The sequence below is a fragment of the Spirillospora sp. CA-128828 genome (assembly GCF_050945415.1).
Taxonomy (GTDB): Bacteria; Actinomycetota; Actinomycetes; order Streptosporangiales; family Streptosporangiaceae; genus Spirillospora.
In genome coordinates this window covers 3,604,753-3,625,983 of the sequence record NZ_CP191986.1, presented here as the reverse complement: position 1 = coordinate 3,625,983, position 21,231 = coordinate 3,604,753, and the positions used below count along the sequence as shown (strand labels likewise).

Annotated in this window: 22 protein-coding genes; 11 read left to right on the top strand and 11 right to left on the bottom strand. The window is 72.0% G+C overall.

What is annotated here, in order from left to right; genetic code table 11:
• Positions 1–277 precede the first annotated feature (277 nt).
• The gene (locus ACQPXG_RS17905; RefSeq protein ID WP_433468828.1) at positions 278–1,813 is read left to right on the top strand and encodes a DHA2 family efflux MFS transporter permease subunit; all 1,536 of its coding nucleotides are present in this window, start codon (positions 278–280) and stop codon (positions 1,811–1,813) included.
• Positions 1,814–1,947: 134 nt separating this feature from the next.
• Here the strand turns inward: ACQPXG_RS17905 and ACQPXG_RS17900 are convergent, their stop codons facing one another.
• Both ACQPXG_RS17900 and ACQPXG_RS17895 read right to left on the bottom strand, forming a co-directional pair.
• The gene (locus ACQPXG_RS17900; protein WP_433468827.1) at positions 1,948–3,486 is read right to left on the bottom strand and encodes an AMP-binding protein; all 1,539 of its coding nucleotides are present in this window, start codon (positions 3,484–3,486) and stop codon (positions 1,948–1,950) included.
• Between the two features lie 58 nt (positions 3,487–3,544).
• Positions 3,545–3,775, bottom strand: a complete 231-nt coding sequence (locus ACQPXG_RS17895) for a DUF397 domain-containing protein (RefSeq protein WP_433469987.1) — start codon at positions 3,773–3,775, stop codon at positions 3,545–3,547.
• Between the two features lie 193 nt (positions 3,776–3,968).
• On the opposite strand from ACQPXG_RS17895, the gene ACQPXG_RS17890 reads away from it, so the two are divergent.
• Positions 3,969–4,643, top strand: coding sequence for an ATP-binding protein (locus ACQPXG_RS17890; protein WP_433468826.1), 675 nt, complete (start codon positions 3,969–3,971; stop codon positions 4,641–4,643).
• On the opposite strand, the gene ACQPXG_RS17885 is transcribed toward ACQPXG_RS17890, so the two are convergent.
• Together ACQPXG_RS17885 and ACQPXG_RS17880 are read right to left on the bottom strand one after the other, a co-directional pair.
• A complete protein-coding gene (locus ACQPXG_RS17885; RefSeq protein WP_433468825.1) occupies positions 4,573–6,009 on the bottom strand; it encodes an alpha,alpha-trehalose-phosphate synthase (UDP-forming) in 1,437 nt (478 codons plus the stop codon). The two genes, ACQPXG_RS17890 and ACQPXG_RS17885, sit on opposite strands and share 71 nt — an antisense overlap.
• A 283-nt stretch (positions 6,010–6,292) precedes the next feature.
• On the bottom strand, positions 6,293–6,751 hold the full coding sequence (locus ACQPXG_RS17880) for a DoxX family protein (protein WP_433468824.1): 459 nt from the start codon (positions 6,749–6,751) through the stop codon (positions 6,293–6,295).
• Between the two features lie 116 nt (positions 6,752–6,867).
• Between ACQPXG_RS17880 and ACQPXG_RS17875 the strand changes: the two genes are divergently transcribed.
• Both ACQPXG_RS17875 and ACQPXG_RS17870 read left to right on the top strand, forming a co-directional pair.
• Positions 6,868–7,329, top strand: a complete 462-nt coding sequence (locus ACQPXG_RS17875; protein WP_433468823.1) for a MarR family winged helix-turn-helix transcriptional regulator — start codon at positions 6,868–6,870, stop codon at positions 7,327–7,329.
• A 34-nt stretch (positions 7,330–7,363) separates the two neighbouring features.
• Positions 7,364–8,470: an FAD-binding protein gene (locus tag ACQPXG_RS17870; protein ID WP_433468822.1), complete on the top strand. Its 1,107-nt coding sequence runs from the start codon at positions 7,364–7,366 to the stop codon at positions 8,468–8,470.
• Here the strand turns inward: ACQPXG_RS17870 and ACQPXG_RS17865 are convergent.
• Together ACQPXG_RS17865 and ACQPXG_RS17860 are read right to left on the bottom strand one after the other, a co-directional pair.
• Positions 8,434–9,036, bottom strand: coding sequence for an HD domain-containing protein (locus ACQPXG_RS17865; protein WP_433468821.1), 603 nt, complete (start codon positions 9,034–9,036; stop codon positions 8,434–8,436). The genes ACQPXG_RS17870 and ACQPXG_RS17865 overlap by 37 nt on opposite strands.
• 19 nt (positions 9,037–9,055) lie before the next feature.
• Positions 9,056–9,586, bottom strand: a complete 531-nt coding sequence (locus tag ACQPXG_RS17860) for a YbaK/EbsC family protein (RefSeq protein ID WP_433468820.1) — start codon at positions 9,584–9,586, stop codon at positions 9,056–9,058.
• 106 nt (positions 9,587–9,692) lie between these two features.
• Here ACQPXG_RS17860 and ACQPXG_RS17855 point away from each other — a divergent pair, with 106 nt between their 5' ends.
• From ACQPXG_RS17855 to ACQPXG_RS17845, 3 genes are read left to right on the top strand one after another with little or no spacing between them, the layout of a single operon-like run.
• Positions 9,693–10,385, top strand: coding sequence for a FadR/GntR family transcriptional regulator (locus ACQPXG_RS17855; protein WP_433468819.1), 693 nt, complete (start codon positions 9,693–9,695; stop codon positions 10,383–10,385).
• Positions 10,382–11,752 (top strand): hypothetical protein, encoded by a 1,371-nt coding sequence (locus tag ACQPXG_RS17850; protein ID WP_433468818.1) that lies wholly within the window; start codon positions 10,382–10,384, stop codon positions 11,750–11,752. Before ACQPXG_RS17855 ends, ACQPXG_RS17850 begins: the two co-directional genes overlap by 4 nt.
• The gene (locus tag ACQPXG_RS17845; protein WP_433468817.1) at positions 11,749–13,554 is read left to right on the top strand and encodes a GMC family oxidoreductase N-terminal domain-containing protein; all 1,806 of its coding nucleotides are present in this window, start codon (positions 11,749–11,751) and stop codon (positions 13,552–13,554) included. The genes ACQPXG_RS17850 and ACQPXG_RS17845 overlap by 4 nt, the downstream gene beginning before the upstream one ends.
• A 50-nt stretch (positions 13,555–13,604) precedes the next feature.
• Here the strand turns inward: ACQPXG_RS17845 and fdhA are convergent, their stop codons facing one another.
• The 4 genes from fdhA to ACQPXG_RS17825 all read right to left on the bottom strand — a co-directional run bounded on the left by fdhA (position 13,605) and on the right by ACQPXG_RS17825 (position 17,426).
• Complete coding sequence (gene fdhA, locus ACQPXG_RS17840) at positions 13,605–14,819, bottom strand: formaldehyde dehydrogenase, glutathione-independent (RefSeq protein WP_433468816.1); 1,215 nt, start codon at positions 14,817–14,819, stop codon at positions 13,605–13,607.
• 78 nt (positions 14,820–14,897) lie between these two features.
• Positions 14,898–15,542, bottom strand: a complete 645-nt coding sequence (locus ACQPXG_RS17835) for a response regulator (protein ID WP_433468815.1) — start codon at positions 15,540–15,542, stop codon at positions 14,898–14,900.
• Positions 15,533–16,711: a sensor histidine kinase gene (locus ACQPXG_RS17830; protein ID WP_433468814.1), complete on the bottom strand. Its 1,179-nt coding sequence runs from the start codon at positions 16,709–16,711 to the stop codon at positions 15,533–15,535. Before ACQPXG_RS17830 ends, ACQPXG_RS17835 begins: the two co-directional genes overlap by 10 nt.
• Positions 16,695–17,426, bottom strand: coding sequence for a DedA family protein (locus ACQPXG_RS17825; protein WP_433468813.1), 732 nt, complete (start codon positions 17,424–17,426; stop codon positions 16,695–16,697). The genes ACQPXG_RS17830 and ACQPXG_RS17825 overlap by 17 nt, the downstream gene beginning before the upstream one ends.
• A gap of 203 nt (positions 17,427–17,629) precedes the next feature.
• Between ACQPXG_RS17825 and ACQPXG_RS17820 the strand changes: the two genes are divergently transcribed.
• The 4 genes from ACQPXG_RS17820 to ACQPXG_RS17805 all read left to right on the top strand — a co-directional run bounded on the left by ACQPXG_RS17820 (position 17,630) and on the right by ACQPXG_RS17805 (position 20,275).
• Positions 17,630–18,445, top strand: coding sequence for an SAM-dependent methyltransferase (locus ACQPXG_RS17820; RefSeq protein ID WP_433468812.1), 816 nt, complete (start codon positions 17,630–17,632; stop codon positions 18,443–18,445).
• 273 nt (positions 18,446–18,718) lie between these two features.
• Positions 18,719–19,216, top strand: coding sequence for a hypothetical protein (locus ACQPXG_RS17815; RefSeq protein WP_433468811.1), 498 nt, complete (start codon positions 18,719–18,721; stop codon positions 19,214–19,216).
• A 158-nt stretch (positions 19,217–19,374) separates the two neighbouring features.
• Positions 19,375–19,563: a DUF5999 family protein gene (locus ACQPXG_RS17810; protein ID WP_433469986.1), complete on the top strand. Its 189-nt coding sequence runs from the start codon at positions 19,375–19,377 to the stop codon at positions 19,561–19,563.
• A gap of 445 nt (positions 19,564–20,008) precedes the next feature.
• Positions 20,009–20,275, top strand: coding sequence for a hypothetical protein (locus ACQPXG_RS17805; RefSeq protein WP_433468810.1), 267 nt, complete (start codon positions 20,009–20,011; stop codon positions 20,273–20,275).
• Positions 20,276–20,284: 9 nt separating this feature from the next.
• Here ACQPXG_RS17805 and ACQPXG_RS17800 read toward each other — a convergent pair whose 3' ends face one another.
• Positions 20,285–21,229 (bottom strand): ribose-phosphate diphosphokinase, encoded by a 945-nt coding sequence (locus ACQPXG_RS17800; protein ID WP_433468809.1) that lies wholly within the window; start codon positions 21,227–21,229, stop codon positions 20,285–20,287.
• Positions 21,230–21,231 lie beyond the last annotated feature (2 nt).

Below are 21,231 nucleotides of genomic sequence, written 5' to 3'. Positions count from 1 at the left end.
TCCGGGCGGCGCGCCGGTCTGATCGTGCGCAGGCGTGAGGGGAGGTTCCGATGTCGCGTACGTCACACTTCGTTGACCTCGACCGCGGTGGAGGTCGGACGGTGGAGGGCGCGGAGCAGGGCGGATTTGTCGGACCCCGCTGGAATACTCCCGGAGCGCTCGAAGTTTAATCGTTCGCGAAAGTGTCAGTCGCTGCAGTATTTTGCGGCGGTAATCCCCTGAGACGTGCCCACGGCCCCCGCGTGCCCGCATGCGGGGCCTGACGATTGGAAGAGAGTTGACCGCACCCGCGTCTCCCAAGACGGCGGACGGCCCGCTGAAGGAACCCGCCGCCGGCGGAGGGCTGGACCGCGGCGTGCTCGCCGTGGCCAGCGTCGTCGTCCTCGGCGCGATCATGTCGATCCTGGACGTGACCGTCGTCAACGTGGCCATCAACGACCTGGCCAGAGAGTTCGACACCTCCCTCGCGACGATCCAGTGGGTCGCGACGGGCTACACGCTGGCGCTCGCCACGGTGATCCCGATCACCGGCTGGGCCTCGGCGCGCTTCGGCACCAAGCGCCTCTACATGATCTCGATCGCGCTGTTCGTGATCGGCTCGATGCTGGCGGGGCTCGCCTGGTCGGCCGAGTCGCTGATCGCCTTCCGGGTGCTGCAGGGCCTCGGCGGCGGCATGATCATGCCGGCCGGCATGACGATCCTGACCCAGACGGCGGGCCCGCAGCGGGTCGGCCAGGTCATGAGCATCGTCGGCGTGCCGATGCTGCTCGGCCCCATCCTCGGCCCGATCATCGGCGGTTACCTCGTCGACGACGTGTCGTGGCGCTGGATCTTCTTCATCAACCTGCCGATCGGCATCGTCGCGCTGCTGCTGTCGGCGCGGATCCTCAAGCGGGACGAGCCGAAGCGGACCGAGCGGCTCGACTTCATCGGGTTGATCCTGCTGTCCCCCGGCCTGGCCTCGCTGATCTACGGCGTGGCCAAGGGCGCCGAGATGAAGGACTTCCTGAAGACCGGGTCGCTGGCGTTCTGGGCGGTCGGGGCCGTGCTGGTGCTCGGCTTCGTGGTCCGGGCGCTGAACGCGCAGAACCCGCTGATCGACCTGCGTCTGCTGAAGCGCCGCTCGGTGGCCGCCGCGTCCGGCACGATGGTGCTGTTCATGATCGCGTTCATGGGCGCGATGCTGCTGCTGCCGCTGTACTACCAGACCGTGCGCGGCGAGGGCGCCCTGCAGTCCGGTCTGCTGCTGGCCCCGCAGGGGCTCGGCGCGATGGTCACGATGCCGATCGGCGGCAAGCTGACCGACCGGATCGGCCCCGGCCGGGTCGTGCTCGTCGGCATGGTGGTCGTGGTGCTGTCGGTGTCGGGCTTCGCGGCGATCCTGGAGGCCGACACCTCCTACTGGGCGCTCGGCGGGACGCTGTTCGTCATGGGTCTCGGCATGGGCATGACGATGATGCCGACCATGGCGGCCGCGATCCAGACGCTCGTCCACGACGAGGTGCCGCGGGCGAGCACGATGCTGAACATCATCCAGCAGGTGTCGTCGTCCATCGGCACCGCGATGATCTCGGTGCTGCTGGCGAACCGGCTGGCGTCGGAGCTGGGCGGCGGGGCCGGCGGCGAGATCGGCAGCACCGAGAAGGTGCCGCCGGCGATCATGGAGAAGATCGCCGGGCCGATGGCGGACGCGTTCCAGCACACCTACTGGTACTCGGCCGGGCTGCTGCTCCTGGCGTTCCTGCCGGCGCTGCTGCTGCCGCGCAAGAAGCCGGAGACCGCGGCGGTCGACGCGCCGATGCCGATGCACTGAGCCTCCTCCCCGGCGTGGCGCGGAGCCGCGGCGCGCCGGGGGCCGTGGGCAGGCTGAGGGCGTCACTGGGACGTCCCCGACCCCGGCCGGACCCGGATGGGTTCCCGGCCGGGGTTTCGCCTTTCAGGACGGGGTCAGGCCGTCGCAGGCCGCTTGTCCGCCGCCCAGTACTCGTCCTTCAGCAGCCGTTTGTAGAGCTTCCCGGTCGGATGGCGCGGCAGTTCGGGGCGGAAGTCGACCGAGCGCGGGCACTTGTAGTGGGCGAGACGGTCGCGGCAGTACGCGATCAGTTCCGCTTCCAGGCCGGGGCCCGCGTCGTCCATGGAGAGGGGCTGGACGACGGCCTTGACCGCCTCTCCCATCTCGGTGTCCGGGACGCCGAACACCGCGACGTCGGCGACCTTCGGGTGCACCGCGAGGACGTTCTCGGCCTCCTGCGGGTAGATGTTCACCCCGCCGCTGATGATCATGTACGCGCGCCGGTCGGTGAGGTAGAGGAAGCCGTCATCGTCCACGTAGCCGACGTCGCCGAGGGTCGTCCAGCCGTGGCCCCACGGGTCGCGGGACGCGGCCGTCTTCGCGTCGTCGGCGTGGTACTCGAACGTGGGGCCGTTGCCGAAGTAGAGCGTGCCCGGCTCCCCCGCCGGCAGTTCCTTCCCGTCCTCGTCGCAGACGTGGACCTCGCCGAGGATGGGGCGGCCGACGCTGCCCCTGTGGGCGAGCCAGTCCTCCGAGTTGGTGTAGACGAAGCAGTTGCCCTCGGTGCCGGCGTAGTACTCGTGCAGGATCGGCCCCCACCAGGCGATCATCTGCTCCTTGACGGGCACGGGGCAGGGCGCGGCGGCGTGCACGGCGACGCGCAGCGACGCCACGTCGTAGCGGGCGCGGGTCTCCTCCGGGAGCTTGAGCATCCGGATGAACATGGTCGGCACCCACTGGCTGTGCGTGACGCGGTACTTCTCGACGGCCGCGAGCGCCTGCTCGGGGTCGAACTTCTCCATCACCACGACGGTTGCGCCGAGCCGGTGGAAGACGAGCGAGTAACGCAGCGGCGCGGCGTGGTAGAGCGGCGCCGGGGACAGGTAGACCGAGTCGGCGTCGGCCGCGAACAGGTGCGAGATCAGCATGTAGAGCGGGCCGGGCTCGCCCATCGGCGCCTTGGACAGGGGCGGTTTCACGCCCTTGGGGCGGCCCGTCGTGCCGGACGAGTAGAGCATGTCCGAGCCCTCGCACTCGTCGTCGATCGGCGTGGGCGGATGCTGGGCGACGCGTTCCTCGTAGGGCTCGTAGCCGGGTGCCGTGCCGCCGAGCATGAGGCGCAGCGGCACGTCCGGCGGTGACTGCGCGGCGGCCTCCATCGACGCGCCGGTGATGAAGACCTTCGCCTCGCAGTTGTCCACGATGTAGGCGAGCTCCTCGGGCTGGAGCCGGGAGCTGATGGCGGTGTAGTAGAGCCCGGACCGCTGCGCGGCCCATGCGACGGCCAGGTAGAGCGGATGGTTCTCCAGCATGAACGCGATGTGGTCCCCCGGGCGCAGCCCCTCCGCGCGGAGCAGCTGCGCGAGCCGGTTGGACTCCTCGTTCAGTTCCCGGAAGGTGACGACCCGCCCGGAGCCCGCCATGATCACGGCGGGCTTGTCGGGCGTCTGTGCGGCGATCTGCCCCAGGTGCATGGCCGCAACCTACCTGGACGGACGGGTGAATGGAATCCCATTCGGTTTGGTGTCGCGGTCAGACGAGCATGTGGTCGAAGTCTCCGTCCTTGGCTCCGCCCACGAACGCCTCCACCTCCTCGCGCGTGTAGACGAGGATCGCTCCCTCGGGGTCCCTGGAGTTGCGCACGGCGATCTCCCCGGTGGGGAGTTCGGCCATCTCGACGCAGTTGCCGGACGGGTTGCTCCGCCCGCTCTTCTGCCAGACGAGCCCGTTACGCCGGACGTCCGACATCTGGTGGCCGTCCATCATCGCCCCCTCTAGGCGTCTCGGCCTCCCCTGCGGGAGGCCGCGATCTCGCCCCACCCCACACAATGGTACGAGATGCACGTGCATTCGTTCTTGCATTCGTTCATGCAGACGGTCTTGCATCTGCACGACTTGGGGAGCAAGATAGCGAACGCTCGCCGGTGACCGCCCCGCACGCCTCTGAGGTTTGACCATGACCGTTGACCAGGCAGACGACGTCGCAGCCCCCGCCATGGCGGGCGGCCGGCCGCGGCACGCCTCGGCCGTTCACACGCCCTGGCCCGACGCGCCGCCGGCGCTCGGGCCGAACGTCCCCCCGAACCCGCGCGCGAGCGTTCCGGTCGCCGCGCCCGGTCTCGCCGGGCTCTGGCCCGCGCCGCACGCGGGCACCCCGCGCACCGCGCGCCGGGTGCTCCCGGCGGAGATCACCGCGCCGCGCTCGGCGCGCGAGTTCACCCAGGTCACGCTGGAGGCGTGGGGGCTGACCGAGACCGCCGGGGACGTGGTCGTCGCGGTGTCGGAGCTGGTGACCAACGCGCTGCGGCACGGCCTGGAGGGGCTCCCCCAGCCGCTGCCGCTGTGCCCCATCCAGCTCGTCCTGATCGGCCACCCGCGGCGGCTGGTCGTGTCGGTGACCGACCCGGGCGGACGCGCGCCCGTCCCGGTCCCGTGCGACCCGGACCGGTTCGTGGAGGGCGGCCGCGGCCTGCTCGTCGTCGGCGCGATCAGCGACGCCTGGGGCTGGGCGCGGCTCGCGACCGGCGGCAAGGCGGTCTGGGCGGCCTTCGACCTGCGGGTCAGCCCTCCAGCGCAGCGTGAACAGGCTGCTGCGCGGGGACGTACCGCGCCGGATTCTCCAGCTCGCTGAGGAAGTCCTGGGCCCAGCGGTCCACGTCGTGCTCGATGACGCGGCGGCGCATGGAGCGCATCCGCCGTGCCTGCTCGGCGGGCTCGGCGTTCAGCGCCGCGCGCAGCGTGCCCTTGAGCCCGTCGATGTCGTAGGGGTTGACCTGGAACGCGCCACGCTTCAGCTCGGCGGCGGCACCGGTGAACTCGCTGAGCACCAGCGTGCCCCGCAGGTCCTTGCGGCAGGCCACGTACTCCTTGGCGACCAGGTTCATGCCGTCGCGCAGCGGGGTCACCACCATCACGTCCGCCGCCAGGTAGAGCGCGGTCAGCTCGGGACGGTCATACGAGCTGTGCAGATAGTGGATGACCGGAAACCCGATCTCGCCGTGCTCGCCGTTGATCCGCCCGACCAGCTGCTCGATCTCGTCGCGTAGCAGCTGGTACTGCTCGACGCGCTCCCGGCTCGGCGTGGCGATCTGCACGAACACGGCCTGGCCGGGCTTGATGTGGCCCTCCTGGACCAGCTCTCCGAACGCCTGCAGCCGCTGCGTGATGCCCTTGGTGTAGTCGAGCCGGTCCACGCCGAGGAGAACGGTCGCGTCGCCGAGGTCGGTGCGGATCTCCTGCGCCCGCTCCTGGACCTCCGGGCGCCCGACGAGGTCGTTCAGCTCGCCCACGTCCACGGAGATGGGGAACGCCCTGGCCCGCACGACGCGGTCGTCCCAATGGACGTCATGCCTGACGTAGCGGGCGTCCAGGAGCCGCCGGCAGAGGCGCACGAAGTTGGCCGCCGCCCCCGGGAGCTGGAAGCCGACCAGGTCGGCGCCCAGCAGCCCCTCCAGGATCCGCCGCCGCCACGGCAGCTGCCAGAACAGCTCGACCGGCGGGAAGGGGATGTGCAGGAAGAAGCCGATACGCAGGTCAGGGCGCAGCGTGCGCAGCATCTGCGGGACGAGCTGGAGCTGGTAGTCCTGCACCCAGACGATCGCCTCCCGCGCCGCGACCTTCGCCGCCGCCTCGGCGAACCGCTGGTTGACCCGGACATAGGCGTCCCACATCGCCCGGTCATAGACGGGCGGGGCGATGACGTCGTGGTAGAGCGGCCACAGCGTGGCGTTGGAGAAGCCTTCGTAGTAGAGCCGGATCTCGTCGGCGGACTGGGCGATGGGGTGGAGCGCCATGCCGTCCTCGGTGAAGGGCTCGATCTCCTCGTCGGGGGCGCCCGTCCAGCCGATCCACGTGCCCTGCCTGCGCCGCATCACCGGGGCGATCGCGCTGACCAGTCCGCCTGGACTGCGCCGCCAGCGCGGGACTCCGTCCGGCCCGACGTTCCGGTCCACCGGAAGCCGGTTGGCCACCACAACGAACTCACTACCGCGCGACACCTGCGACCTGCCTCTCCAGGGACTTTCAGTGATCACTCATGCCCAGAAACGGTCATCGGGAACATCTTGTCACTTCGACGCAAAGGACCCGATGCCTGAAAAGGCGGATGTCAGGCGGGCGGGGCTGCCGGACCCTCGGATTGGAGCGGGCCATATTCCTTTCCGGGCTGGTGACCGATGTCGATCGGCCAGTCACAGCGCGCAGACCGGGCGGACGAAAAAGTTACCTAGATCACACAATGGCGCGGCCTCCGCACGCGGGGCGTGCGGAGGCCGGGGTGGATCACGCGCTCACGGACTCCCTCTCAGGGGCGCCCGCGCGCCGGCGTTCGAACAGGAGGGCGTCCAGGGAGAAGCGACCGCCGCCGGTGAGGGCGAAGAGGAGGCACACGGCGCCGAGGACCAGCACGTACTCGTAGCCGCCCTCCTGGGAGAACAGGCCCTTGTCCATGTGGACGTACCAGAACGCACCCGCCATGTCGAGGGCGATGAGCACCCCGGCCACCGGCACCAGGACGCCGGCGATGAGCGCGATGCCGCCGAGCAGCTCGACCCAGGTGCCGTAGACGGCGGCGAGCCCCGGCATCGGGATGCCGAGGTGCTCGAACGACTGCGCGACGGCGGAGTGGCCCTGGTCGGTGAGCTTCTGCCAGCCGTGCGCGACGAAGATCACACCGACCACGATCCGGCCGACGAGCAGGCCGGCGTCGGGCAGGGCGGGGAAGCGGCGGAGTGGGAGCATGCCGGGTCTCCTTCGTTGAAGGTTCAAACATGAACGATCGGAACGCTAGCAGATTGATTCAAATTCATACCATCTAGAAACTTCAAGACTGTTTTCATGCCAACTAGAATCACCGTATGGACGAAGCGGGGGACCCACTCGAACCACGCGAGCTGCGCGCCTGGATGGCCTTCCTGGCGGCCGGACACCTGATCGACCACGAGATCGAGCGGCAGCTCAAGCGGGACGGCGGGCTGTCCCACCCCGAGTTCGAGGTGCTGGTCGTGCTGCGGTCGGCCGAGGGCAACCGGATGCGCATGTCGGATCTCGCCCGCGAGGTGATGGTGTCGAAGAGCCGGCTCACCTACCAGGTCACGCAGCTCGAACGGGCCGGGCTCGTGAAGCGGACGGGCTGCGAGACCGACCGGCGGTCGGTGTGGGCGGAGCTGACCGGCGAGGGCGCCGAGGCGCTGAACCGGGTCCGGCCGGGCCACCGCCGCGTCGTCCGCGAGGCCCTGATCGAGGTGCTGACGCCCGAGGAGATCGACCTGCTCGGCGACGCGCTGGGCCGCGTCGCCGCCCGGCTGCGGGGGCGGTAGCCGGGTGGAGACCACCACCGGCGGGAGCCCGGGCATGCGCGACTTCGGGGGGATCGTCGAGCTTACGCCGGCACGGAGCGTCCGGCCGGCGACGGCGGAGGACGTCGTGGCCGCCGTCCGTGACGCCGCCGCGCGTGATCTGGACCTGGTGCCGCGCGGGCTCGGGCACTCGACCCACGGCCAGTCCCTCACCACCGGCGTCTCCCTCGATCTGCGCGGCCTCGCGGGTGTCCACGAGGTCGGCGCGGATCACGCGGTCGTCGGCGCGGGCGCGAGCTGGCGCGAGGTCCTCGCCGCGACGCTGCCGCTGGGGCTGACCCCGCCCGTCCTGACCGACCACCTCGACGTGACGGTCGGCGGGACGATCTCCGCGGGCGGCATAGGCGGGACGTCTCATCTCCACGGGACGCAGGCCGAGAACGTCCTCGCCCTGGACGTGGTCGCCGGCGGGCGGCTCGTGACCTGCTCCCCCGGCGTCCGGCCCGAGCTGTTCGACGCCGTACGCGGAGGGATCGGCCGGCACGGCGTCATCACCGGGGCGACCCTGCGGCTCATCCCGGCACCGGAGCGGGTGCTGAGTTGCACGATCCCGTGCCGGGACGCCGCCGACCTCCTGCGGGTCCAGCGCGAGACGCGGGCCGAGCACATCTCGGGGCAGGTCAAGCCGTCGGAACAGGGCTGGGCGTTCGAGGCCAAGGCCGTCCTGTACGGGGACGGCCGTGAGCCGCCGCCCGGCACGACGGAGGTCGAGGAACTCCCCTATGCCGGCTTCTGCGACCGGCTGCGTCCCGACGTCGAGGAGCTGATCACGCTGGGCGAGTGGGCCCGCCCGCACCCGTGGGGCATGGTCTTCCTGCCCGGCCCGGGCGCCGCCGCCGTGATCGAGTCCACGCTCGCGACCATGACCACCGCGGATCTCGGTCTCAGCGGCGTCATCCTCGTCAAGGCGCTGCGGGTCGGGCACGTGCCGATGCTGGCGGTCCCGGACGATCCGGTCCTGCTCAGCGTCCTGCGCACGGCCTCGCCGGGCTGCGCGTCCGTCGCGGAGATGCTCGCCGCCAACGGGGCCCTGCTCGACCGTGCGGCCGCGGCCGGCGGCACCCGCTACGCCGTCGACTCGGTCCCGCCGCCGACGGGGTAGGCGGACTGGAAGGCCAGCCGCCGGTCGGCGCCGGCGGCGAGCCGGTCGCAGACATCGTCCAGGTCCATGAAGGCCTGCCACTTCTCCTGGCCGGACGCGGCGCTGAGCACGTCCACGAGCCGCTGTTCGAGGTCGGGGACGCGCTTTGCCTTCCACACGTTGTCGGCGAGGCTGACGAGCAGATCGTCGATGCCGGTATCGGGTTCCGCCCAGGACGTGTGGGTTCGCGCGAAACGGGCCAGCCGCTCCTCGACACCGCGCTCGCGCAGAAAGGCGTGGCCGGCCGGCTCGTGCTCGGCACCCGGCCCGGACAACTCGGCCGGATGCAGCGCCTTGCCGATGTCGTGCGTGGCCGCGCCGAACAGGACCGCCCCCGCGTCCACACCGAGCGACGGGTGACGCTCACCCGCCCACGCGACCAGCTCGGCGGCCACATCGTGGACGAGCCGCAGGTGCGCCGCGAGGCGAGGCGGGGCGTCGAGCTCCTCCAGCAGGCGCACGACGGGTTCCGGGAGGGCACGGGGCCCCGGATCCGCCAGCGCGCGGTTCAAGGCGTCAGAGGGCATTCCAGGACCCTAGCGCGGGTCACCGGGCCGAGGACTGGGCCAGGGCGAGGACCTCGGCCGCGGCGAGGCCGGCGAGGGCCTTGCCGGGCAGGAGGAGCTTGGACTTGCGCAGGCCGCTGCCGATGACGACGCGCGGGGCGGCGGCGACGGCCTCGTCCACCAGGACGGGCCAGCCCTCGGGGAGGCCGACCGGGGTGATGCCGCCGTACTCCATGCCGGTGAGCGACGTGGCGTCGGCCATCGGCGCGAACGACACCTTCCGGGCGCCCAGGTGCTTGCGGACGACCCCGTTCACGTCCGCGCGGCCGGTCGCCAGGATCATGCAGGCGGCGTAGGCGACCTCGCCGCCGCGTTTGGCGGCGACGACCACGCAGTTCGCGCTGACGTCGAGGGGGACGCCGTAGCGCTCGCAGAACGCCGCCGTGTCGGCCAGTTCCGGGTCGATCTCCGCGGCCTCGGCCTCGGGCAGGCCGCCGATCGCGGCGGCGACCGGGTCCGCCAGCAGGTCGCGCCGTTCGTTCGCCGGTCGCCAGTCGAGCGTGCCGACCATGGTGCTTCCCCTCTCGTGATCCGCGGCTTCCACCCTGCCACGGCTCTTGACGGCGGCGCGCCGGGCGTGGTCCAGTGGCTGAGCCACTAGACCTCTGGAGGTTACCGTGCCGTCCTCGCCGATCCCCCGCGACACGGTCGTGGACTCGCTCGTCGACCGGCTGCGCGACGACGTGCTCAGCGGCCGCTACCCGCCGGGTTCCTACCTGCCGCCCGAACGGGATCTCGCCGCCGGCTACGAGGTGACCCGGACGTCGCTGAAGCACGCGATCGTCCGGCTCGCGCAGGCGGGGCTGCTGGAGACCAGGCACGGCGTGGGGACCCGGGTCCGCGACTACGAGCGGCTCGGCGGACCCGAACTCCTGCCGATGCTGGTCAGCACGGTCGGGCCGGCCTGGATGGCGGAGATCTTCGAGGTGCGGCGCGAGGTCGGCGCCCAGGTGGCGGCCAAGGCGGCCGCCAACGCCACGGACGAGCAGCGGGCACGGCTGCGGGAACTGGCCGCGCAGGTCCGGGACGCGGAGGGCGGCGAGGCGGCGCAGCTCGCCGAATGCGAGGTCCACCGGGTCATCGCGGCGGCCACCGGCAACCGGGTGTACGGATTCATGGTCAACGCCCTGCTGAACGCCTATCTCGCCGTCCGTGAGGGCTTCGTGCACGCGTTCAAGGACCCGGCCGCGGCGGCGGACAGGATCGCTCCCCTCATCGACGCGCTGTGCACCGGGGACGCGCAGCGGACGCGGGTGACGGCGACCGTGTACTTCGCCGAGACCGAGGCGATCATGCGGGGCCGGCGATGAGCCCGCGGCGGACGGTGTTCCGCGAAGTCATGGAAGGGTCCCTCCGGCTCGCCGGGGAGGAGCGGGCGCGGCCGATGCGGCTCGAACTGGCCGCCGAGCTGCCCGGGGTCCTGCACCCCCTGGCCGATGTCGAGGGCGACCTGACCGGACGCGTGCACGTGCCGGGATGGGCGGACGATCCCGCGGCGGCGGGACGGCTGCGGGTGGCGCCGATCGCGGCGCGCCGGATCCGCTACACCCTGGGCTTCACCGCCGATGACGGGCGGCGGCTGCGCCTGGACGGATGGAAGACCGTCAGCCCGCGTCGCCCCGTCCGGTCGATGACGTTCCTGCCGGTCACGGTGACCGACGCGGACGGGACCGTGGCCGGGGAGGCGCGGCTGCGCTTCGACCTCCGCCGGGACCTCGGCCGCTTCCTCGGCGGCTTCCGGTTCCCGGGGCCCGGTCCGCTGCGGTCGCGCTGGCGCGGCCAGGCCGGGCGGCTGGAGGTCTGGTACACGACGCTGACCGACCCGGCGACCGGCACCGGCGTCTGGATCCACCACGAGCTGGTCGCGCCGGACGAGGGCGAAGCGCGGGCGCACGGCTGGGCCACGGTCTTCCCGCCCGGCGAGACCCCGGTGTTCGCGCGGTTCGGCCCGCACGAGTGGAGCCGTCCCGAGGATGGCGTGTTCGCCGCCGGGCCCGTCGCGCAGACCGGGGAGCGGCTCACGGGCACGGCGGGCGCGATCACCTGGGACCTGCGCGAGGCCGGTGGCGGGCGGCCGCTGTACACGTTCCCGCGGTGGGCCTGGAAATCGGAACTGCTGCCGGCCGCACAGATCGTCCCGAAACCGGACGCCGTTTACGACGGCGTCGTGCGGTTCGGGGACCGCATCCTCGAACTGGACGGCGCGCGCGGCGCGTCCGCCCGGATCTACGGGCACGGCAACGCCCGCCGCTGGGCATGGCTGCACGCCGATCTCGGCGGCGGGGACGTGTGCGAGATCGTGGCCGCGGTCTCGACGCGTCCGGGGATGAACCGGCTCCCGCCGCTCCCGCTCCTCCGGCTGCGGGTGGACGGGGAGGATCTGCCGTCCGGGGACCCGCTGCTCGCGGCGCTGCGGCTGCGCGCCGGCATCGGCCTGCCGTCCTGGACGGTCCACGGCCGCGTCGGTGACCGGCGAATCCACGTGCGGGTGACGCTGCCGCCCGGCGAGACCGTCTCCGTCGACTACACCGACCCGGACGGAGCTCCGGCGGTCTGCCACAACTCCGAGCGCGCCGATGTCCGGATGGTTCTCGCCCGGCGCGCCGGGCGCGGCTGGGAGACCGAGCGCGAGTGGCGGCTGGACGGCACCGGGCACGCGGAGGTGGGGCTCCGGTGACCGCGCTGACGGGGACGGTCGCGGCGCTGCTCGGCATCGAGGACGCCGGCGACGTGGCCCGCGTCTCGGCCCGTGCGGAGGCCATCGGGAGGGCGCTCCCGGCTCCCGCGCGGCTCGGCCTGCGGGCCGGGGCGGGCACGCTGGACGCGCTCTCGCGGCTCGCCACCGGGCGTCCGCTGGACCGCCTGGACCCCGATCGGCGGGACGCGTTCTGCGCCCTGCTGACGTCGCGCGAGCCGGGGGTCCGGCTCGTCGAGACGCTGAAGATCCCGCTGCTGCTCGCCGCCGGCACCGAACTGCTGCCGATGCCCGCCGGGCCGGGCGACCCGCGTCCGGACGCGCCCCTGGACTGCACGCCGTCCACCGGCCGGCCGGCGTGCACGACCGCCGACGCCGTCGTGATCGGATCGGGCGCGGGCGGCGCGATGGCCGCGCGGACCCTCGCGCGGCGCGGCATGTCGGTCGTCGTCCTGGAGGAGGGGCGGCGGTTCACCGTGGCGGAGTTCCGCGACCGTCCGCCGCTCGACCGGTTCCTCGACCTGTACCGCGACGGCGGCTCCACCGTCGCGCTCGGCCGCCCGCCCGTGCTGCTGCCCCAGGGCCGGGCGGTCGGCGGGACGACGGTCGTCAACAGCGGCACCTGCTACCGGACGCCGGACCGCGTCCTGCGGCGATGGGCGGCGCTCGGCGTCCCGGTCGAGGACTTCGGCGACCACCTCGACGAGGTGGAGGCCACCCTGAGGGTCGCCCGGCAGCCGGTCGAGCCGCTCGGACGAAACGGGCTGCTCGCCCTGGACGGAGCGAACCGGCTCGGCTGGCGCGCCGCGCCGCTGCGCCGCAACGCGCCCGACTGCGTGGGCAGCGCGCAGTGCGCGGCCGGTTGCCCGCACAACGCCAAATACGGGGTCCACCTGAACGCACTCCCCCAGGCGTGTGAAGCGGGGGCGCGGATCGTCACCCATGCCAGGGCCGAACGAATCCTGGTCGAACGCGGCGCCGCCACCGGTGTGCGCGCGCGCCGGCCGGACGGCACGTCGTTCGAGATCCTCTCACCGCGCATCGTCGTCGCCGCCGGCGCGACGGAGACACCCCTGGTCCTGCGCCGCTCCGGCCTCGGCGGCCATCCCGAGCTGGGGCGCGGCATGGCCGTCCACCCCGCCACGAACATCGCCGGACGCTTCACCGAGCCCGTCGTGTCGTGGTCGGGAGTGATGCAGAGCGTCGGCATCGAGGAACTGCACGGCGACGGGATCCTCATCGAGGCGACGGCGAGCCCGCCCGGCATGAGCTCGTTCCCCCTGCCGGGCGCGGGGCGGCCGCTGCGCCGCGAACTGGAGGGCGCGGACCGCCTCGCCGTCCTCGGCGCGATGATCGCGGACGCCCCGTCCGGCCGCGTCCACGGCGCCCGCCACCGCGCGTACGTCCGCTACGACCTGACCGGGGAGGACGCCGGCCGGCTGCGCCGCGCACTCGTCGCGATGGGCCGGATCCTGTTCGCCGCCGGGGCCGAGGAGGTGCTCACCGGCCTGCACCGCCACCCGGTCGTCCGGGACGAGGCCGGGCTGAGGCACGCCGCCGCGACGGCGCCCGCCGCCGACCTGCACCTGGCCGGGTTCCACCCGACCGGGACGGCGAAGCTCGGCGCCGACGAGGCCCGCGCGCCCGTGGACCCCTCCGGGCGGCTGCGCGGCGTGCGGGGCGTGCACATCGTGGACGCGTCCGTCCTGCCGAGCTGCCCGGAGGTGAATCCGCAGCTCACCATCATGGCGATGGCGCTGCGGATCGCCGAGGGCATCGGCTGAGCGGCGGCGGGCTCGCGGGCACGCCGGTCCGCGAGTCCGCCGCGCCGGGATCAGACCCCGGCTCCCACCAGGCCGTGCGGGTCGAGGATGACCTTCTCCGCCGCACCGCGGTCGAACTCGGCGTAGCCCTGGGGTGCCTGTTCGAGCGGCATGACGATGGCGTGGACGTTGCGCGCGATCTGCACCTTGTCGTGCAGGATCGCCATCATCAGCTGCCGGTTGTACTTCATCACGGGGCACTGGCCCGTGGTGAGGACATGCGACTTCGCCCAGCCGAGGCCGATCCGCAGCCCGAGCTGCCCGATCTTGGCGTTCTCTTCCGGCGCGCCCGGGTCGCCCGTGACGTACAGGCCGGGGATGCCGAGCGCGCCGGCCGCGCGGGTGATTTCCATCAGCGTGTTGAGGACGGTCGCGGGGTGCTCCCCCGCCGACCCCTCGGGACCGTGGCCGCGCGCCTCGAACCCGACGCAGTCGACGGCCGCGTCGACCTCGGGGACTCCGAGGATCTGCTCGATCTGCTCGGGCACGTTGTCGTACCGGGACAGGTCTATCGTCTCGCAGCCGAAGGCGCGGGCCTGCTCCAGCCGGCGCGGGTTCATGTCGCCGACGATCACGACGGAGGCGCCGAGCAGATGGCAGGCGGTGGCGCAGGCGAGCCCGACCGGGCCCGCCCCGGCCACGTACACGGTGGAGCCGGTGGTGACGCCCGCGGTGTAGGCGCCGTGGTAGCCGGTCGGGAAGATGTCCGACAGCATCGCCAGATCGGGCAGCTTCGCCATCACGGTGTCGCGGTCGCCGGGGAACTTCAACAGGTTGAAGTCCGCGTACGGGACCACCGCGTACCGGGCCTGGCCGCCGTGCCAGCCGCCCATGTCGACGTACCCGTAGGCCGCGCCCGGACGTTCGCGGTTGACGTTCTCGCAGACGCCGGTGTTGCGCTCCTTGCAGTTGCGGCAGCGGCCGCAGGCGATGTTGAACGGGACGCTGACGAGGTCGCCCTCCTTGATGTACTCGACGTCCCTGCCGGTCTCCACCACCTCGCCGGTGATCTCGTGGCCGAGCGTCAGCCCGGCGGGCGCGGTCGTCCGGCCGCGCACCATGTGCTGGTCGGACCCGCAGATGTTGGTGGCGAGGACCTTCAGGATGACGCCGTGCTGCAGCTTGCGGCCTGCCTGCTCGGCCAGTTCGAGCTTGGGGAAGTCCAGTTCCTCGACCGTGACCTTGCCCGGCCCCTGGTATACGACGCCCTTGTTGGTGTCCGCCATGACCTTCTCCCTTCTCGTCGAGAGTCGGTTTCGGCCATACCCGATTCATGCCCGTTAGTCCGTTTTTTGGGGAAGGGTTTAGGACCCCAGATAGCGCAGGACGGCGAGGACGCGACGGCTGTACCCTGCCGCGTGCGACAGGTCGAGCTTGTCGAAGATCGCGTTGACGTGCTTCTCGACGGCGCTTTGCGAAACGTGGAGGTTCGCGGCGATCGAGGCGTTGGTGTGCCCCTGCGCCATGTTGTCGAGGACGTCCCGCTCCCGCGGGGTCAGCCGGGCCAGCGGGTCGGCGTGCGTGCTGTGCGCCAGCAGCCGGCGGACCACCTCCGGATCGAACGCCGCGCCGCCCGCCCCGACGCGGTCGAGGGCGTCCAGGAACTCGTCCACCTGCGCGACCCGGTCCTTCAGCAGGTAGCCGACGCCGGTGGTGTCCGCGGTGATCAGCTCGGTGGCGTAGCGCTTCTCCACGTACTGCGACAGGACGAGCACCCCGACGTCCGGCCAGCGGCGCCGGATCTCCAGCGCGGCGCGCAGCCCCTCGTCGGTGTGCGTCGGCGGCATCCGGACGTCCACGACCACGACGTCGGGCGGGCCCTGCGCCACCGCCGCGAGGAGCGCGTCGCCGTCGCCGACCGCCGCGTCCACCCGGTGGCCCTCCTCGGCGAGGAGCCGCAACAGGCCCTCGCGGAGCAGCGTCGAGTCCTCGGCCAGCATCACCCGCACGGCAGCCCCGCGATGATCACGGTCGGGCCGCCCTGCGGGCTGTCCACGGTGAACGTCCCGTCCAGCGCGGCGACCCGGCGGGCCAGCCCGGCGAGCCCGCCGCCGCCCGGGTCGGCTCCCCCGCCGCCGTCGTCCTCGATGCGCACGCCGATCATTGTCGCCGATCCGGCGACGGCCACCCGCACGGAGCGGGCACCGGAGTGCTTGGCGGCGTTCGTGACGGCCTCGCAGACGACGAAGTAGGCGGCCGTCTCCACCGCGTGCGGGGGCCGGCCGGGCACGTCGTACTCGATCGTCACCGGCACCGCGGAGCGCTCGGCCACCGTCTCCAGCGCCGCCCGCAGGCCCTCGCCGTCCAGCGCGGCCGGGTAGACGCGCCAGGTGACCTCCCGCAGGTCCGCCAGCGCCCGCTGCGACTCCTCGTGCGCCTGCTTGAGCAGCTCCGACGCCTTGTCCTGGGCGCCGGCGCGGCGGGCGCGGCCGATCAGCATGCCGAGCGCCACGAGCCGCTGCTGGACGCCGTCGTGCAGATCCCGCTCGATGCGCCGGCGCTCGTCGTCCACCGCGTCCACCACCTGCGCCCGCGTGACCGACAGCTGCGCGATGCGGCGCTCGTACTCCGCCAGCGGGCTCGGGCCGAGGCAGCGCCGCGCCACGCCCCGCTCCATCGCCGCGACCCCGACCAGGCCCTGGACGGCGAGGAAGAGCAGCACCAGCCCGGCGACGGCCGCGTAGAGGACGATCCACCAGCTCGGCGGAATGCCGTCCAGGTAGTCGCCCGTGATCCACCAGCTCACCGCCAGCCGGACCCCGGTCACCGCGCCGAAGGCGATCAGCAGCAGGATCACGCCGCCGAGCAGCCCCACCGGCACCCGCAGCACGAGGTAGGAGAGCGCCCGCAGCGGGCCGTACTGGACGACGCCGTCCTCGCCGAGGAACGTGCGGAGCCGCCGGCGCTCCAGCTCGGTCAGCCTGCGCGCCCCGTCGGCGACGACCGCCGGGACCGTCCGCTGCCCGTGCGAGAAGGCCAGGGAGTAGGCCATGAGCGGGGCCGCCACCGCCAGCAGGACCAGCTCCGCGCCGGCGGTGAACGCGCCCAGCGCCAGCCCCACAGCAGCGCGTCCGATCGCCGCGAGGCCACCGCGCGGGACGTCAGAAGATGCGGTCACGTTCGAATTCTCTTGTCTCCGCCCGATGCGCCCCCGGCCGCCGTTCCTGAACGAACCGCTGTTCCCCGGCGGCCTTCCGTGACTTCACGATACGGACGGCGAGGAACACCAGCGCCACCAGGGCGACCAGCGCGACCACGGCCTTGGAGTAGACGCCGACGTACTCCTCGACCGTCCGCCAGTTGTCGCCGAGCCCGTATCCGGCCAGCACGAACGTCGTGTTCCACAGGAGGCTGCCGAGCGTGGTGTAGAGCAGGAAGGCCGCCATCCGCATCCGCTCCACCCCGGCCGGGACGGAGATCAGGCTGCGGAAGATCGGGATCATCCGGCCGAAGAACACCGCCTTGCCGCCGTGGCGGGCGAACCACGCCTCCGTCCGGTCCAGGTCGGCGAGCTTGACCAGCGGCAGCCGCGCCACGAGCGCGCGGATCCGGTCCCGCCCGATCAGCGCCCCGATCCCGTAGAGCGCCAGCGCGCCGGCGACGCTGCCGAGCGTCGTCCACACGAGCGCCGCCGCCAGGCTCATCCGGCCCTGCGCGGCGGTGAACCCCGCCAGCGGCAGGATCACCTCGCTCGGCAGCGGCGGGAACAGGTTCTCCAGCGCGATGGCCAGCCCGGCACCCGGCGCGCCGAGTTCCTCCATCAGGCCGGTCGCCCAGCCCGCGACGCCGCCGGCGGGCTCGCTCCCGGACGCCGCGTACATCATTTCGATCATGCTTGAGACGCTAGGAACCGGGGCGTCCGGCCACCATGGAGAACACCGCCGACACGTCCGGCCGCGCGCCGCACCCCTAACCTGCGGAAAACCGCACCCCTGCACGGAAAGGCTGACGGGCAAGGCGGATCGGCCTAGGCTTGTGGGCCACGTCACCGCCCGTCCGCGGGCACCAAGGGCGCACAACAGAAGGAGCCGCACGCGTGGCAGACGACCTCCCCGAGAGCGCGCCTCCCGGAATCGATCCCTCCACGCCGACCTTCGCACGCGTGTACGACTACTTCCTCGGCGGCAAGGACAACTTCGCCGCCGACAGGGAGGTCGCCGACATGGTGATGCAGCTCGTCCCGGAGGCTCCCGTGGTGGCGCAGGGCAACCGCGTCGCCATCGAGCGGGCGGTGACCTACATGGCCCGCGATCTCGGGATCGACCAGTTCGTCGACATCGGGTCGGGGCTGCCCACGGCGTCCAACGTGCACCAGTTCGCGCGCGCGGCCAATCCGGCGGCGCGGGTCGTCTACGTCGACAACGACCCGATCGTCCTGGCGCACGGGCGGGCACTGCTCACCGAGACCGGCGTCGCGACGTTCATCCAGGGCGACCTGTACGAGCCGGAGAAGATCTTCACCGACCCGGCGCTGACCGCGCTGCTCGACCTGTCGCGCCCGGTGGGCGTCGTCCTGGCCGCGATCATCCACCACGTGCCGGACGAGCGGGACCCCGCCGGCGTCGTCCAGGCGCTGCATCCGTTCCTGGCGGCCGGCAGCCACGTCGTGCTCACCCACCTGCACGACTCGGGGAACGACCCGCGCGTCGAGGAGGCCAAGCACATCCTCCAGTCCGGTCTGGGCGGGTCCTACTTCCGGCACTCCTCGGACATCGAACGGTTCATGGAGGGGTTCACGATCCTCGAACCGGGGGTGGCGCACGTGACCGAGTGGCGGCCCGACGGGCCGGCCGGGCCCCTGGAGCACCCCCTGCACACCCAGATGGTGGCCGTGCTGGGCCGGAAGGACTGACCGGGTCCCCTTGATCGGCCGATTAAGCGCAGAGTGAAACCGGTACCGCCGGCGAGCGTCCGCGCGGGAGCCTCGGAGGCCCGATTCCCGCAGGCCGTGCGGTTCCGGACACCGGCGCCACCCGGTTTCGGGCATCGGGCCGACCATGATCCAGGTAAAGGATCTTTTTGATCGACTTTTCCGTTAAGAGCCTTTCTTGTAGCGTTCGCAGCGTTTTGTGAAGTGCATTCATGATCGGACTTTCCCGCCACAAGATCATCTGAGGACGCCGCGATGCCCCTGGCGACAGGTCTGGCCGCGGCCGCGCTCCTGGGCCTGCTGACACTCCTGGCCACCGCGCGGCGCGGCCGGCGCCGACACACGTCGGAGAACGAGCACCCCGAGTCCCTGACGGCCGTCCTCGGCCCGGGCGACGAGGAGTACCTCGCATGGCTCGCCGACCACCACTGGCCGGGGGACGAGTACCTCGATCTTGAACACGAGTGGCTCACCGAACTGGCGTTCGGCGAGCCGGCCGGTCACTACGTGTCGCCGCTGTGCCCCCAGTGCAACCTTCGCCGCGAGGACGTCTGGCCGTGCCCCACCTGCGGTAGGCTCCTGCACTCGTCCTGCGGCCATGGGATGCGGCGCCGGACCGTCGACCGCCCCTACCGGACGCACGGCACCAACTCCGAGGCCGTCATCGCGGAGTGGATCTGCACGGGCTGCACGTCCGTCGTCGGCCTGGACGTGGACCACGGCGGCGAACCGGACGAGGGCCTCCTGCGGTGAAACGTCCCAAATGCCCGATCCTGCCGGTCTTCACACGTGCTCAACAGTAAAGAATCCGCCATCCACTTGCATATTTCGGACGGACGGCGGCAGGCTGCACTATGTCCTTAATCACAGGGACACCGTGGAGGAACCCCGTGACCGCTCAACAAGACTCGATCTGCCAGCACGATCCGACCTGTCCGACACCGGACGACCTCGACCGTGAGGCCGCGCGCATCGTCGCCGCCCACCCCGAGCAGGGCTGGAGCCTTCTCTGCAACGGCATCGTCGTCTTCGACGACACCGGCGAGCTGCTCCCCGACGGCCGCGTGATCGCTCCGCACCGTCCCAGCACGGCCGCCTAGAGGCGAGATTCCCTCCGTGATCACCTGATCACGGAGCTGCCGCAGCCGAGCCGGGCGCGCTCTTCGAAAGCCGCCCAGGCCGCCGCGGGACGCCCTGGAAGGCCCGTCCCGCGTGACGAGCACGCGCTGCAGGCCCCCGGCATGAGGCCGGCGAACTGACGCTCGTCCGCATCGAGCGCACCCGATCCCGGTCCGGTCACCGTCACCGTCCGGTCGAGACGACCACCAGCGGACTCCATCCCCAGGCCAAAGCCTGGCCGCGTGCGCCGCCACCCGCGTGTCGTGGCACCCCTGCGCGAGGATCACGTCAGCCTTGGACAGAGGGCCGGAGTCCCGGCGCTCGCATGTCGGGATGCCATCCGGCGGGTGGTCCCGGTAGCGTTCAACTGCTTTGCTACTTACGCAAGATTCATGCGGAACTCGACCGCGAAAGGACGGTGTAGGTGTGGTCACAGTCCTGGTCCTCGTGTCCCTGGTCGCCCTGTTCGGACTCTGCCTGCCGAACCTCCTGCGCCCCATGCCGCCGCGTCCCGCGCCCGACCCGCCCCCCGACACCGGCCATCCGGAGTCGATGACCGCCGAACTCGACCCCGGCGACGAGGAGTACCTCGCCTTCCTCGCCAACGAGCTCTGGCCCGACGACGAGTACCTCGAACCAGAGCACAGCACCGACGGCGAAGAGGAATCCGGCGGCACCGACATGCTCCTCTGACCCGCCCGGTCAGGGGGATTCGAAGAGGGCGCTCACGGATTCGCCGTTGTGTATCCGGCGGACCGCCTCGGCCAGGGCCGGGGCAATGGAGAGGACGCTGAGCTTCTCACTACGGTCGCCGTTGGGAACGGGAACCGTGTTGGTGCAGACGATTTCCAGGACGTCGGGTTCGGCGGAGAGGCGCTGGAGGGCGCCGGCGGCGAACAGGCCGTGGGTGCAGGCGATGCGGATGGTGCGGGCGTCCATCTCGCGGAGGCGGTCCAGGAGTTCCAGCACGGTGCTGCCCTTGGCGATCTCGTCGTCGAGGACGATCACGTCGCGGCCGGCGATCTCGCCGATGACGGAGCTGATCTGGACGCGGTCGTCGGGGAAGCGCTGCTTGGCGCCGGCGGCGACCTGGACGCCGAGGAGGCGGGCGAAGGCGGCGGCCTCCTTGGCGTTGCCGAGGTCGGGTGAGACGACGGTGGCGCGGGACAGGTCGTGGCCGCGGAAGTGCTCGGCCAGTTCCCGCAGTGCGTTCAGGTGGTCGACCGGGACGGAGAAGAAGCCGTGCACCTGCGGCGAGTGCAGGGTCATGGCCAGGACGCGGCTCGCGCCGGAGGCGACGAGCAGGTCGGCGACCAGGCGGGCGCCGATGGAGATGCGGGGCGCGTCCTTCTTGTCGGAGCGGGCGTAGGAGAAGTGCGGCATCACGACGGTGATGCGGCTCGCGGACGCCCCCCGCGCGGCGTCGCACATCAGGAGGAGCTCGACCAGGTGTTCCTGGACGGGGGCGACGAGCGGCTGGATCAGGAAGACGTCCCGCTCCCGGCAGTTGGCCTGCAACTGCACTTCGAGGCAGTCGTTGGCGAACCGGTCGACGCGGGCGGGGCTCAGCGGCACGCCCAGATGGGAGCAGACCTCGGCGGCCAGTTCGGGGTGGGCGCTGCCGCTGAACACGGCGATCTCTCGCACGA

Coding starts and splice junctions, on each gene's coding strand:
- ACQPXG_RS17880 (WP_433468824.1), bottom strand. CDS start 6,751: ATGCTCCCACTCCGCCGCTTCCCCGCCCTGCCCGACGCCGGCCTGCTC.
- ACQPXG_RS17870 (WP_433468822.1), top strand. CDS start 7,364: ATGCGCGACTTCGGGGGGATCGTCGAGCTTACGCCGGCACGGAGCGTC.
- ACQPXG_RS17825 (WP_433468813.1), bottom strand. CDS start 17,426: ATGATCGAAATGATGTACGCGGCGTCCGGGAGCGAGCCCGCCGGCGGC.
- ACQPXG_RS17815 (WP_433468811.1), top strand. CDS start 18,719: ATGCCCCTGGCGACAGGTCTGGCCGCGGCCGCGCTCCTGGGCCTGCTG.
- ACQPXG_RS17850 (WP_433468818.1), top strand. CDS start 10,382: ATGAGCCCGCGGCGGACGGTGTTCCGCGAAGTCATGGAAGGGTCCCTC.
- ACQPXG_RS17890 (WP_433468826.1), top strand. CDS start 3,969: ATGACCGTTGACCAGGCAGACGACGTCGCAGCCCCCGCCATGGCGGGC.
- ACQPXG_RS17895 (WP_433469987.1), bottom strand. CDS start 3,775: ATGGACGGCCACCAGATGTCGGACGTCCGGCGTAACGGGCTCGTCTGG.
- ACQPXG_RS17900 (WP_433468827.1), bottom strand. CDS start 3,486: ATGCACCTGGGGCAGATCGCCGCACAGACGCCCGACAAGCCCGCCGTG.
- fdhA (WP_433468816.1), bottom strand. CDS start 14,819: ATGGCGGACACCAACAAGGGCGTCGTATACCAGGGGCCGGGCAAGGTC.
- ACQPXG_RS17875 (WP_433468823.1), top strand. CDS start 6,868: ATGGACGAAGCGGGGGACCCACTCGAACCACGCGAGCTGCGCGCCTGG.
- ACQPXG_RS17860 (WP_433468820.1), bottom strand. CDS start 9,586: ATGGTCGGCACGCTCGACTGGCGACCGGCGAACGAACGGCGCGACCTG.
- ACQPXG_RS17865 (WP_433468821.1), bottom strand. CDS start 9,036: ATGCCCTCTGACGCCTTGAACCGCGCGCTGGCGGATCCGGGGCCCCGT.